Origin of the sequence: Paenibacillus oryzisoli, from assembly GCF_050467285.1 — a bacterium.
GTDB classification, from domain to species: domain Bacteria; phylum Bacillota; class Bacilli; order Paenibacillales; family NBRC-103111; genus Paenibacillus_E; species Paenibacillus_E oryzisoli_A.
Map to the genome: position 1 here is coordinate 1 of NZ_JBCMUN010000013.1, position 12740 is coordinate 12740.

At 53.8% G+C, this 12740-nt stretch carries 13 protein-coding genes; 1 reads left to right on the plus strand and 12 read right to left on the minus strand.

Going from position 1 to position 12740, the window contains the following annotated elements:
• Positions 1-285: 285 nt before the first annotated feature.
• Together ABE504_RS22220 and ABE504_RS22225 are read right to left on the minus strand one after the other, a co-directional pair.
• Positions 286-1353 carry an FUSC family protein gene (locus ABE504_RS22220; RefSeq protein ID WP_430092798.1) on the minus strand — a complete coding sequence of 356 codons (1068 nt, stop codon included), beginning with the start codon at positions 1351-1353 and terminating at the stop codon, positions 286-288.
• A 186-nt stretch (positions 1354-1539) separates the two neighbouring features.
• Entirely contained in the window at positions 1540-1725 is a 186-nt protein-coding gene (locus ABE504_RS22225) for a hypothetical protein (RefSeq protein ID WP_430092800.1), read from the minus strand.
• Between the two features lie 171 nt (positions 1726-1896).
• Here ABE504_RS22225 and ABE504_RS22230 point away from each other — a divergent pair, with 171 nt between their 5' ends.
• Positions 1897-2430, plus strand: coding sequence for a DUF84 family protein (locus ABE504_RS22230; RefSeq protein ID WP_430092801.1), 534 nt, complete (start codon positions 1897-1899; stop codon positions 2428-2430).
• On the opposite strand, the gene ABE504_RS22235 is transcribed toward ABE504_RS22230, so the two are convergent.
• The 10 genes from ABE504_RS22235 to ABE504_RS22280 all read right to left on the minus strand — a co-directional run bounded on the left by ABE504_RS22235 (position 2427) and on the right by ABE504_RS22280 (position 12675).
• The gene (locus ABE504_RS22235; protein ID WP_430092803.1) at positions 2427-3416 is read right to left on the minus strand and encodes a glycerophosphodiester phosphodiesterase family protein; all 990 of its coding nucleotides are present in this window, start codon (positions 3414-3416) and stop codon (positions 2427-2429) included. The two genes, ABE504_RS22230 and ABE504_RS22235, sit on opposite strands and share 4 nt — an antisense overlap.
• Positions 3413-3799: a hypothetical protein gene (locus tag ABE504_RS22240; protein WP_430092804.1), complete on the minus strand. Its 387-nt coding sequence runs from the start codon at positions 3797-3799 to the stop codon at positions 3413-3415. Before ABE504_RS22240 ends, ABE504_RS22235 begins: the two co-directional genes overlap by 4 nt.
• Before the next feature lie 149 nt (positions 3800-3948).
• A complete protein-coding gene (locus ABE504_RS22245) occupies positions 3949-4371 on the minus strand; it encodes a VOC family protein (RefSeq protein ID WP_430092806.1) in 423 nt (140 codons plus the stop codon).
• A 403-nt stretch (positions 4372-4774) separates the two neighbouring features.
• Entirely contained in the window at positions 4775-6868 is a 2094-nt protein-coding gene (locus ABE504_RS22250; RefSeq protein WP_430092808.1) for a stalk domain-containing protein, read from the minus strand.
• A gap of 98 nt (positions 6869-6966) precedes the next feature.
• Entirely contained in the window at positions 6967-7860 is an 894-nt protein-coding gene (locus ABE504_RS22255) for an ADP-ribosylglycohydrolase family protein (RefSeq protein ID WP_430092810.1), read from the minus strand.
• Positions 7861-7874: 14 nt separating this feature from the next.
• Entirely contained in the window at positions 7875-8903 is a 1029-nt protein-coding gene (locus ABE504_RS22260; RefSeq protein WP_430092812.1) for an AAA family ATPase, read from the minus strand.
• Positions 8876-9547 carry a nicotinamide riboside transporter PnuC gene (pnuC, locus tag ABE504_RS22265; protein WP_430092815.1) on the minus strand — a complete coding sequence of 224 codons (672 nt, stop codon included), beginning with the start codon at positions 9545-9547 and terminating at the stop codon, positions 8876-8878. Before pnuC ends, ABE504_RS22260 begins: the two co-directional genes overlap by 28 nt.
• A gap of 79 nt (positions 9548-9626) precedes the next feature.
• A complete protein-coding gene (locus tag ABE504_RS22270; protein WP_430092817.1) occupies positions 9627-10397 on the minus strand; it encodes an NUDIX domain-containing protein in 771 nt (256 codons plus the stop codon).
• Between the two features lie 72 nt (positions 10398-10469).
• Complete coding sequence (locus ABE504_RS22275; RefSeq protein ID WP_430092819.1) at positions 10470-11273, minus strand: arylamine N-acetyltransferase family protein; 804 nt, start codon at positions 11271-11273, stop codon at positions 10470-10472.
• Between the two features lie 13 nt (positions 11274-11286).
• A complete protein-coding gene (locus ABE504_RS22280; RefSeq protein ID WP_430092821.1) occupies positions 11287-12675 on the minus strand; it encodes a cobyrinate a,c-diamide synthase in 1389 nt (462 codons plus the stop codon).
• Between the last annotated feature and the right edge of the window lie 65 nt (positions 12676-12740).

The following is a 12740-nucleotide window of genomic DNA, read 5'->3' on the forward strand; positions in this document are numbered from 1 at the left end:
GAGATTTTTCAATCTCATTATAGTTGATTGCTCAACCGATTTGCTTACTCACTCGTTGTTCAGTTTTCAAAGATCAATGTCTTTCTTCTTTCGTGCACTGCCGCGTTTCCGAAGCAGCGAGAAATAATATACCACACTGATTTTTCAATTGCAAGTACTTTTTTCAATCCGTTCGTGAAGCTGTGCAACACATGCAGACGTCTTTAGTACTCATTTGCCCTGCCCGTTTGGGACAAGGATCATAATATAGCACACTCGTTTTCAGAATGCAACTCAGGTCTTCAATTATTTTAGCCGGATGCTCTTCAAAAGAAATTCGAGCGGCTCCTTCTCCTCTGCCTCGCCTCTGTGGTCGTGGTCTACCAGCTTCTCGAGCCGAACGATTTGATGACCGTAATCGTACATCGCCGCGGCGACGACAGATAGGCGCAGCATGCCTTTCGGATTTTGCGCGTAGCGCTCCAACAGCTCGGCCATGAACTGCTCATTGTCCGCTTCAATTTCGACGGCGTCGGAACTGGATGCTTTGAGTTTGTCGTCGAATTTGAGATGGACGAGTTCGTGGTACTTCATCAATTTTTCCAGATGGTGGTCAAAAAATACATCGGTCTCCTCATTCCGGGTAGACTGAAAATAGTGCTCGTCCACGGCATCCAGCACTTCCAACCCCTTATACATCGTCAGCAGCTTCTGCTTGTAGACGACGAGCTCGCGAATGCGGTTCATGCCGCCGCCTTTGAGCTTTTTGATCTCTTCTTCCATTAAGCTGTACTTATCGGATAGCGCTTTTAGACCGCCTCGGAGCTTATCTTTCTCGTCCCGGGACACAGACTCCTTCATTTCATTGGAAATGACTGTGCGTAGCAGCAGCGACATTTGACTGAAAACGCGGCCGATCTGCGACGCAAATTGCTCTTTGGGCTTTGGCGGAAAGAAAACTACATTCACGACAAATGCGCAAGCGATGCCGATGATACTGAGCAACAGCCGATTCAAAGCGAAGCGCCACTCCCCGGACGCCTCCATCACCGCGACGACGGTTACCAGTGTGAGGCCAATCGTCTCTTCCATGCGCAGCCGAATACTGAGGAGAATAACGACGATACAGACGAGGCCGATGGCAATAATATTTTGCGAAAAAAACATCCCCGCCAAAAGCGCGAAAGCCGCGCCGACAATGTTCGTTTGGAGCTGTTCCAGAAAATAGCGCCACGATCTGTAAATCGACGGCTGCATGGCAAAGATAGCAGCAACGGCAGCGATGACCGGCGGCGTGAAATTCAGCCAAGCGCTAATATATAAAGCAAGTACGACGGCGATCCCCGTCTTCCACACACGTGCTCCAAAAACCAAAAGAACCCCACCCCATTAATCGGTTCGACGAATTCGCTTTTTTTGTCAGCGCAAGATCATCTTCTGATCTCTATCTTACACAGGTCAAAGATTCTTTTCAAAAAATACAATTGAGCAAACAAAAAAACAGCGAAGCGCCGCGTTGTCGACGTCTCGCTGCTCTATTCCATCTTTTTATATGCTGTGTCAGTTCACAACGACGCCTCTGCAATATTTGCAAATCTCCGCATCAATCGCGATCTCCTCATTGCAATATGAGCATGCCTTATGGGTCTGAACGGCAGGCGGCGGAGCTGCACGATTTCTTCTCACACTCATCGCAATCAGTATGCCAATCACCACCACAATGACGGCCAACACCCAATAAATCATAACGAAACACCTCCGAGTTGATTGTCAACTTCTGATGTTCTCGGTATATGTATATTCGGCCTATTGAAGCTTATGAGTGTGTTTCGCGACAGAATGGCGCATCATTGTAAATAATCGGCGGCGAGGCGTATACTGAAACCATAGAAAAACTTTTGTCAGGAGTGTAGACATATGCAAGAAAAACCGTGGAAAATAGCGCTCGGCACCTTCAATCAAGCCAAACGTGAAGCCGTCGTACTGGGTGCAGGCGTGGAGCCGACCTGTCATGCGGTCCCCTCCGGTGTCTCGGATCAACCAATGACCGAAGACGAAACGATTCAAGGCGCCATCAACCGCGCCAAAAATGTGCTGCAAGCCGTGCCGGAGGCCGCCATCGGGCTTGGCCTGGAAGGCGGCCTCACCTATGATGCGGTCCATGCGAAGCAATGGTACCTGTTCTCGGTGTGCGCCGCATGGGACGGCAGCCGGCTGAGTATTGGCCGGGGGCTGTATTTTCCGATTCCCTCTGCCATCGGGGATAGATTGCTCCAAGGCGGCGGCGAGCTGAGCCAGATCATCGACGAGCTCAGCGGCACGAGCGGCAGCAATCATCGGGAAGGCGCCTATGGGCTGTTCACGGACGGCCGGATTACCCGGACGGATGTGTTCCGCGATGCGGTCATTGCCGCGTTGACGCCGTTTCAGTCCTCTTTGTACCGGAGCTAGGGCTTCTTCTTATAGAGCGGGCCAATGCGGTCGATGCGGTTCGTCCAGATGCCGGCGTTGTAGCCTTGGGGTAGATCTTTCAAATCCTCCGGCTGGTCGAAGCCGCTCGAGAATTCACTGCCGTTGCCGCGCACGGTAATGACGCGGGCATCCGCGCGGTCCATCCGGTTCAGGAACTTGTCAGGCCAGCCCCAGAGAAAAGGTGCGAGCTTGTCGGGCATGTGAATCTCTGTGTGCTTGCACGCAGCTGGCGTGTAGCCTGTCCAGCCAACGGCGAGGTACGGGATGAGGCAGCTTTTGAGCGTTGCCATGGACATGATGCGCAGATCGGGCAGCTTGTCTCGGGCAGAGGCGACCGGCTGGTCGCCGCCGTACAGCGTCAGCAGGCTGCGCCGCTCGGGAGACAGCTTGCCCAGCACGTCCGCAAGAAGCTCCCCTTCGCGGGGGTCATCGCTTTTCACATGGATGAGAAAAGCCTGATTCGGGAAGCGCTCCAGCACCTCGGTAAGCGAGGGCATGAGGCCGATACCTTTCCCACGAAAAGGGTACGTCTGCCCGTTGTCGGCGGTGTAGCCGTAGCCGATGTCGACTTTTTTCAGCTCAGCCATGGTGTAGTCCTTGCTTTGTCCCTTCACATTCGTCCGGCAATCCAAGGTCCAATCGTGGAAAACGGCAAATTGTTCGTCCTTGGTAATATGGACATCGAACTCGATCATGTCGGCTCCGTCCTTGATCGCCGCTTCCATGGAAGGAATCGTGTTCTCCAGATACGGATGCTCGGGCGGGTAGATGCGCTCGGCGGTGCAAGTGTCGTTCTTGAGATTCTCCATATGAAACGTCTGAGATTCGCCGCGGTGTGCGAGCAGAAACGGCGCCCCCGTGCGAGGCTTGGCGAGCAGCGAAGTGTTGTTCAGATAGATGAAGACGATCAGGAGGAGCAAGGTGAGAACGATTTTGTTGGTGAAAATTTTGCGCAGACGGCTCATGGCGCCTCCTTGGCGGTGATGGCCAGGAGCATGCTCCAGGACCTTGTCCAGTGCAGATTGACCTGCTGATTAAGATGAAAATTGGGGTATTCCGCTTTTTTGACGCGGATTTTTTTGAGTTTGCCGTTCTCCTGACGGATGTGGACGCGATACTCTTCAAGGAAGATCACTTCGCCTGATAGGATGCGCGAATCTTTCTGAGTGAGATCTAGCGTGAGCACCGCGCCACAGACCAGAAAAACGGCAAAAATAATCACATAGAAGATAATTAATCCAATAGGGGAATGCTGAGCTACGTTGCTAATGATCTGCAGCAGTGCACACAAGGCCATCAAGACGCACATCACAAGCTGAAAGCCTAGAGAACGTTCGTAAAGCTTCAATAAAATCCCTCCTTGTCGCTAACCATGCTGAGAGGCCTACCTCTATCCTATTCGCGTAAGCGGAACGATTCCCCTTTTTCTGTAAAGTGTTTATAAAAAGAAGCCCCGCCGCCACCTCTCGATGGAATTGGAGCTTCGCTGTGTGAAGGTTAAAGTTGATTGTCTCCCGTGCTTTGGAAAAACTCCAGAATCTCTCCGTTCAAGCCTTGAACGAAAGCGATCCGTACCGGTGTCGGAGGCGTATTGCCCAGCACGGCATCTTTTGGTGCAACAGTTACGACAGCACCTGCTGCAACCGCAGTCTCCACCGCTTGGTCTACGTTGTTCGTGCGGAACGCCACATGGAAGTAGTATCCTTCCGGTTTCGGTTCCCCGCTGCCGCCAGCGAAAACCTCCAGGTAATTGCCATCCCCTGTATCCAGCAGCACAATGCGCTTGTCGCCTTCGCCCCAAGCTTGTACCTGCTGGAAGCCCAGACCTTCCGTATAGAACTTCACTGTTGCTTCAAAATCATTTGCTCTCAGCGCGACATGGTGGAAACCGCCGCCGCCGATTTTTGCGTTCGTGCCCATGGAAATAGGCCTCCTTCTTGTTCATGACTTCCAGTCTCCCCCAGTATACCCGATTATCCCGATCTCGAAAATCAGTTACTTTGAGGTAAGTAGGTTGTGGTGCGGAGGCGTGGGGGATGCAGAATGTGTGGGAGATACACGGAGTACGGGAGATGCGCGGGCCGGGGCGGCATTCGGCTAAGTATCCAAACCTGCAAATAAGCAGGAATTTTCACCGTCCCTCTCCTCATTCGATGAAATGCCTGCGGTACTGCAGGTATTTTGGGCGAGAACCCTCTTATTGCCCGGACTCGGCCTAAAAAACTGCTTTTTCGCAGGCATTTTGCGGAAAACGCCTTTTTTAGGGGAAATTCCTGCATAATCGCAGGAAACTCTGCCTGTCCACCCGGGACATAGTGTTTTCCTATTCGTAAGTGATAAAGTCCAAGTAGCGTTCTTCTTGCAACTTCTTCTTTTCTGCAGCGGTCAGCACCATGACGAAGGTCTCGTCATCATAGTTGGACACAACGGCAAATTCATAGCCGGCAGGCTTGATCATGGCGTTCAGTTCTTTCACAATGCCAAGATCGAAATAACCGTACACATAGTCAGCATGCAGCTCTTTCTTCTGTCCGCCAAGGGTAAAGCTAATTGTAATCGGACCGTCTTCCTTCTCCCAAGTTTCCTTAACATCGGCCGGTTTGAAGGAACCACGGGATATTCGGCTCAAAGCCTCCAGAAGCTGTTTGTATGCATCTTTCCCCTTCGAAACGTCGGTTTCCGAATTATCGTACCACACGCGGTCTTCATCTTTTTGAAGCACGTAGAGATCGGCATACTCGTCATAGTACTCGCTGGAATCGAAAGGATTCCAGTCTGCGGACGCATAGCTGCTGCGATAGGCATCGCCAAATTTGGTGTCAAACTGGATGTCGTTCAACGCTTTATCCTTCTCGAAAAAGCCCATATTGCGGTAGTAATGCGCTGCATCCATATAACGTTCCGCTGGCTTCATCGCTCCGAATTTTTCTTCGCTGAGCTCATAGGGTTGCTTGATCTCTTGAAAGGTTTGGAGCATTGCAGCATACTCGTCATTCACAGTGGCATCAATCGCATCCTGACTGACTAGAATCACGCGAAAGTAGCTGAATTGCCCTTCGATGAGGGTTTGTATATACGTAAATTTCAGGTCCTTCGTAAGAGAGTAAGCATAGGTAAATTGGCGAGCCTCCAATCCGTTGACCGTAAGCTTCTTGCTTGGCTCCATATTGATTATATGCTGGGGATCCAGGGATTGACGGATAACCGCATCAAAGTCATCGAGAGTCTTCACGTCATCAAGCGACCATTTCACATTTGTCGAAGTAAGCACTCCGTTAGTGCCGGATTTTACGTAAATTTCCGCATCCGTACTGGAAGGCAGTTCCTGTGATAACCACTTTCCACCAATGGTAAGCTTTGAGCGCCCGTCCGCGCCTACAACCTCACGCTCCGGCATCAAATAAATCGTTTTGCTGGCGGCCAACCAAGTCACTTCATATCCAGAAGCTTCCCCGACAAAACGAACCGGCACGAACACGCTGCCTTCGATGTTCTTAGGCGCAACATCCAAGGTATTCGGCTTATTGTTGAGGCTTGCCTGCGCGCTGCCTACTTGCAGCGAGAGATTCACGCCTGGCTTGCTGGCGTGGATCGTGCTTGTCGCGCCGTCCCATTCCATCGTGAAGCCGAGCTTTTCGAAAAGCGGCCGGAACTGCACGAGTGTGGTACCGTTCTCGATGACAGGCGCATGATCGAAGAGAATGCGGTCTTCGTTGATTTTGACGGTGATGCTGGATGCTCCAGCCGCATTGATGGCGATGCCGGATCGCTCGAATTGCTCGAGCAGCTGTTTGGAAGCATCGCCCAGCGAGTCGCGGTCTATGTATAGATTCGCTAAGGTGTCTATCCCGCTAATCGGCGATAAATCCTGCACCGGATTATGAGCGATGTTCAACCATTTTAGAGGAGATTTGGCTAACGGTTCGATGTTCGAAATCTTATTGTGATCTGCCAACAAATCAGTTAATGCCGTTAAATGCGTTAAGCAGCTCAAATCTTCAATTTGATTGTTGCTGATGATCAGCTTTTCCAGCCCATATAGGGAGGAAAGTGCACAAACGTTGGCAACTCGGTTATCATTGATCGCAAGCATCTTTAATCTGTACAGTCCGCTAAGCGGGCTCAGGTCGGCAATCTCTTGGTTTGGCAAATACAGCCCCTCAAGATTATAAGCGAGGTTCAGGCCTGCCAAGCTTTTGATCTTGGCGTCGCCATGGACATAAAGCGAAGTCAACTCCTTCAAATACTTCTCATCCAGGATGGCGCTATCGTCCAGCTTGAGTTGGGCACGGATTGCCTTATCCAGCACAGGATCCTCGATTTTTCCTTGCGGCGCTGCCGCATAGGACGGCGTGGGCAAGACACCGGAAACAGCAAAAAAGCTAAGCAGTACGACAGACAGAAATCTCAACTTCATAGGGTCTCTCCTATTCTCTCATCAATTACAAATAATGGATGATTTTCATATACTAAGTACCCATTATAGTAGATTCCCTTGCTTTCGTATACTGAATCTTACAACTGCGAGCAGTGCAAATGGTAGAGTCTCTCCGAGACTTCATCCAACTCGCTCCTGATCAAAATCTTAACGGCATAAGCCTTCGGCAGCTGTGCGAAGCCGCAGGCGATGCCTGCCAGCCCGCCCGCGATGGCGCCGATCGTATCGGAATCGCCGCCGAGGTTCGCTGCGCGCTGCACGGCATCGCTGAAGTCCGCTGCCTCGAGCACGATATACAGCACCCACCGGAACGTGTGCACGACGTACCCGGTCGGCTCGCAGCCCGGCAGCGCACCGGCGGCGATGTCGGCGTAGGCCGTGCCGACAAGTTCCTGCCGAACGGCGGCGGCAAGCCCCTCGCCGCGCAGCAGGCGGTGCGCGATGCGGTTGTAGATGACGCAGGCTTCCGCGCAGCGCTCATCATAGTGCGTCATCGCCGATTGCTGGCGCGACAGCCGCTCGACCTCCGGCAGCTCGGCGCAGCCCAGCGCCACCGGCAGGCAGCGCATCAGCGTGCCGTTGCCTGCGCTTTGTCCCAGCGCGTCGTGCGTCGCGAGCGCCGCCGCAAACCAGTCGCCGCGGTAACTGGCGAGCGTGCGGCGGACGATGTTGCCGATGTCCTTCGGCCGCGAGGCGTACCACGCAAGAAACCGCTCCCCGATCGCGGCAACCGGATCAGCCGGACTCGCTAGGAGTCCCTCCGCCACGCACAACGTCATCATCGTATCGTCCGTGACTTCCCCCGGTCTCAGGCCCCAGACACCGCCGCCGATGATGTCAGTCAGATAACCGTACTCCGCCGCCACTTCCGCTTCGCCCATAAACTCGGTCGTGCCCCCGAGTGCATCGCCGATTGCGACGCCGTAGAGACCGCCTTTGATGCGGTCCTGCAATTCTGCGTTTGTTAACATGGTGAATCATCCCCTTATTCGTCGTATCCCATCAGTTCCCCGAAATTCTGATACTTCTCAAAGCGCGCCAACACTCGATTCACCTGCGCCGCACGCTCTTCAACAGTTCCACTAAGCAAAATATAGGGAATTCTTCGTATGGCGAGGTCGGCCAAGATTTGTTTTTGGAAAACGTTCCGCTGCACGTCGCCCGAGCGATCCCACGTATCCGCGTACGGAATGTCCGTGTCGCAGACGAATACGAGATCATAGTGGGCGGCCGCCTGCACCGCCAGCTCCGTCAACCGAGGCGTCGCCGCTCCGTGGTAATACTGTGCAAATCGATACGTCGTGATCGCATTGGTATCAATGAACAGCACCTCGCGCGCCTCTTGCACGAGCTGATCCTCCCGCGCTAGATGCCCCTCCGCGATCTCTTCGAGCTGCTCCGGCGTCAAGCGACGCTCGATCTGATGCTGCTCCCAATACTCCCGCCCGTATTCGGGCATCCAGACGGTGCCGTGCTGCTCAGCAAGGTGGGCGGCCAGCGTTGTTTTGCCTGTCGACGGGGCCCCAAGGAAGACGACTTTCAGGGCGAGGTCGCGGTACACGACCGGGTCGAGCAGATGCCGGTTGTCATACGGCGCCTGCCGTACCTGGGTGGCGGACACCGGCACCTGCGCCCGCTGCGGGTCGACCTGGCGGTTCTCCGCCTGCAAAGCCGCGCTCATATGCTCGCCATAGAACTCGCTCGAGTAAAAGTTCGTGATCCGCTTCCCGCCGAGCAGCCCGAGCATATACGTCTCGTGCATGCGCTTGATCTCCGGCGTGTCGCCGATCTCCGTCGGGCCGTCCCACGCTTCGATCACCTGTACCTGCGGGTACAGCGTTCGAATCCAATTCGCTCGCACCGGCAAAGGAACCCGGATCGTCTCCGGGCAGTCGTAGATGACGACGATGACTTCGTCATTTTCGCGCAATGCCGTTTCCACGACGAGCTGATGCCCGCGGTGAAAAGGCGCAAATTTGCCCAGCGTTAGACCTGTTGTGCGTTGTTGTTCCATCGAGCGTCTCTCCTCTGCTCAGATTGGCGCAGCTCCCGCTTCCACGAAATAAAGCCGGCTGTTGCAATGAGTAAAAAAATCACATACAAAAATGCGACGGTATACAGTTCTTTGTACATGTACATCCCAATGGAAAGGATGTCGACAGCAATCCAGATCAGCCAGTTCTCCAGTATCTTAGATGAAAGGAGGAATTGGGCGATCACGCTGAGCGTCGCGATGAGCGCATCGGCGTAAGGAATCGACGCATCTGTGTACGTATGCAGGATGAAGCCCCAAGCCCACGTTGCAGCGACCAAAATCAGGGCCAGCGTCCACACAAGCCGCCGCGTGATTCTGCGGGTCGGACGAACCTGCGCCCCTTCCCTTTTGGTCAGCCAATAGATCCAGCCATATACGCTAAGCACCAGAAAAAACAGCTGCAGCGTCATATCCGCATAAAGTTTGGCTTCCTCGAACGTGAAGAAAAAGCAGATGACATTCACAATGCCGATCGGCCAAGCCCAGATGTTCTGTCGTGCGGTGAACCAAACGCTCAGAAGGCCGGTCGTGGTCGCGACGATTTCAAGCGTAGACGATGACGTGTAGACTGCGATCGCCACCGTCAGGCTCAGGGCTGCAAGCAGCGTCCAAACATTTTTCATAGAAATTCCTCCTCTTTCGAATAAAAATGTATAATCTATATTATTAAATTGACAATATCAAACCGCAAAAGAGAAGCGCCTAGCTGTAAATCGACAGCTGAGGCGTCAAATCCGTAAACCGGTAAAGCTGCGCAGCCCGCTGGGAATAGCGATTCGACTGCTTCGGCTGGCCGCTGCGATCGAGCACTTCCTCGATGATGCCTTTGCGGCTTTGTGTGGACGTGATTTTGCGAATGAAATTCCGCTCTTCAAATTCCGGCACTACCGTCTGAATCACCTGATATAGCTCACTGATCGTAAATTCTTCAGGCAGAAATTCCTTCGCGATCGTCGTCGTGAGCATTTTCTCACGGATTTTGCCCAGTGCGTCCGTCACGATCTCCCGATGATCGAACGCCAAATCCATCTGCAGCGCCTCTTCAACCGGGAACAAGCGCACATCGGCGGCATCGTCGTCCGCGCGGCGATTGGCCAGCCACTTCTCATGAACCAACGCGAAAAACGCATGCGAAATGATCCATCCCCGCGGGTCCCGGCCGGGCTTGCTGTAAACGTTGAAATATTCCATGTGCACGTCCGTAACGCCCGTTTCTTCCTGAAGCTCGCGGAGCGCGCAATCGTACATGCTTTCCGATTCGTTGCAGAATCCGCCTGGCAGCGCCCACTGCCCCGCGTACGGCCACCCTTTTCGCTGAATGAGGAGAATTTGGAGCTCGCGGATCGGCAGCGCTTTTTTCAGTGTATTCTTCTCCGTTGACGTTATGCTGAAAATGACAATATCACTCGGCGCGCCGTCTGGCGTGCGGTATTTGCTGGCGGAATAGTTGGATGCATTGTCGCTGGATTCCATGCAGGCACCTCGGTCTATCGTATTGATAATTTCATATTAACATTATTGGTTAAAGAGGTCAAGAGGATCCCGCTAAAATGGAAAACCCAACAAACGGCCCTGCGGAAGCTCAATACCGAAATGTTTGTGAAGCGCCGCCAGGTACGCCTCTTCTGATTCCGGACGGAACGTCGTAACGCCTTCCCCTGTGAAAATGCGGAACTCCCCGCCCGCGACCGTATTTCTCCCCTCTCGGGTGCGGACAGCCACAATCGGCGCTTGTCGGAACGGTGAAGCCGGCGCCTGTTCGCACCAGAACGTGGCAAACTGGAAATCGTCCAGATACTGTGGCTCTTCCGTGAAAGAGTAAATATCTTTCCAGGTATCGTCTTTCTTTTCGCTCAGCATCCAACCGTAACCCGCATCACGCTTCAGCCTATAGCACTCGTCACCTTGCACCTGCTCCAAGCCCTCTACCCAGGCGACTGGCTTGCGGGGGACAATGCCGCCGACGCCAACATCGCACAAGTACGTTACGCCTTCCGCTTCCACTTGAAGCACATGGTGGCGCCGCTTCGGGGGCGCGTCCAGCGCATGATCGCGCCAGAACCGGGCGACCAGATCCGTGACCGGGTAGCCCAGCTCCCGCAGCAGCCAACCGAACAAGGCATTCAGCTCGAAGCAGTAGCCGCCGCGCCCCCGTTCGACCACTTTGTCGTACACAGCCTCCGGGTCCAGCGAGAGAGCGATGCCGCTCAAAATGTCCAAATTTTCATAGGGCACCGCATGTAAATGGCACTCTTGCAGATCAGCAAGCGTCTTCGCGCTGCCGTCGAGGGGGCCGGTGAAGCCGATTCTTTGAAGATAAGCTTGGATACGTGGATTTGTGTTGGACATAGGACCACTCCTTCTATCGGTATGTATCGTGCTGAAAAGCCGCGCAAGCCTGAATCCAACGCTGCACCAAGCCAGGCGACGAGGCAAAATGAACATGCGTATAACCCGCAACCAAGTTCGCTTGCAGATAACCTTCTTGTTGGGCGCCTTTCCGCCCCTTCGTCGTGTAAGCAAACGGCAGCGGCTCGCCGCCATTCGGCTCAAAGACCGAATAATGGAATTCATGGCCTTTTGCCTGATCATGCGGCCCTAACAGAAAATTTCCCGCCGTTCCGGTAATTTCCCGATAACCCAGAGCAGCCAGCTTCGTCTGCATGCGGACTTTCCCCGGCACCACACCGAGCATAGGATACCTTTTTCCCTGCGTATCCTCGATGCTCTCGGTGAGGTACATATAACCGCCGCACTCAGCGAGTGTAGGCATGCCTGCTGCGATTGCTGCGCTGATGGAAGCCTTCGCCCGTGTATTCCGCATGAGGGTTTCAGCAAACTCCTCCGGAAATCCTCCGCCGATGTACAGACCATCCGCCTCCGCAGGCACCTCTTCGCCTGCCAATGGCGAGAAATACGCGATTCGGGCGCCGTTCGCTTCCAATAGTTCAAGATTTTCCGGGTAATAAAAGTTAAAAGCCGCGTCCTTGGCAATGGCGATCGTCACCGTCTTCGGCTGCGCCTCGGCGGGAAACAGGCTCCGCTCGAAAGTAACCGGCTCGCAAGCCGCCAGCTCGAAGAGCCTGTCCAAGTCGATCCGGGCAGCGACAAGCTCCGCAAGCTGATCGAAAAATGGGGCCAACTCACCCCGTTCAATCGAGGGCACGAGCCCTAGATGCCTTTCCGGCATGTGCAGCTTAGCCTCGCGCTCCAAGTACCCGAGCACAGGAATGCGGCATTCCTGCTCGATCGCTTCCTGGACAAGCCGGAAGTGACCTTCGCTGCCGACTTGATTGGCAATGACGCCGACGATGCGAACGCCTGCCGCAAAACTTTGAAAGCCTTTTACAATCGCCGCTGCACTGCGCGCCATGCTCTGGCAGTTGACGACGAGCACAATTGGCGTGTCCAGGATCATGCCGATTTCGGCTGTACTGCCTTCATTCGAGAGCGGATTGCGGCCGTCAAAGAACCCCATCACACCTTCAATAATTGAAATATCCGCGCCTTGACTGCCTCGGCAGAACACCTCTCGGACCGTATCGTGGCTGAGCATCCAGCTATCCAGGTTCCGCGAAGCCCTCCCCGTGACCGCCGTATGAAAGCTGGGATCGATGTAATCGGGCCCGCATTTAAAGCCTTGCACGGCAAAACCTTTTTGACGAAAAGCGGCCATAAGGCCCAGCGTAAGTGTGGTTTTGCCGACTCCACTGCCAGTGCCGGCGATTAGGATTCTTCTGTTCATCCGCAACACGCCTCCCCTTTCTTGTATCTTCCTATTTAACGTGGCGGTGCGTCAACTGCTATAATAAAAAT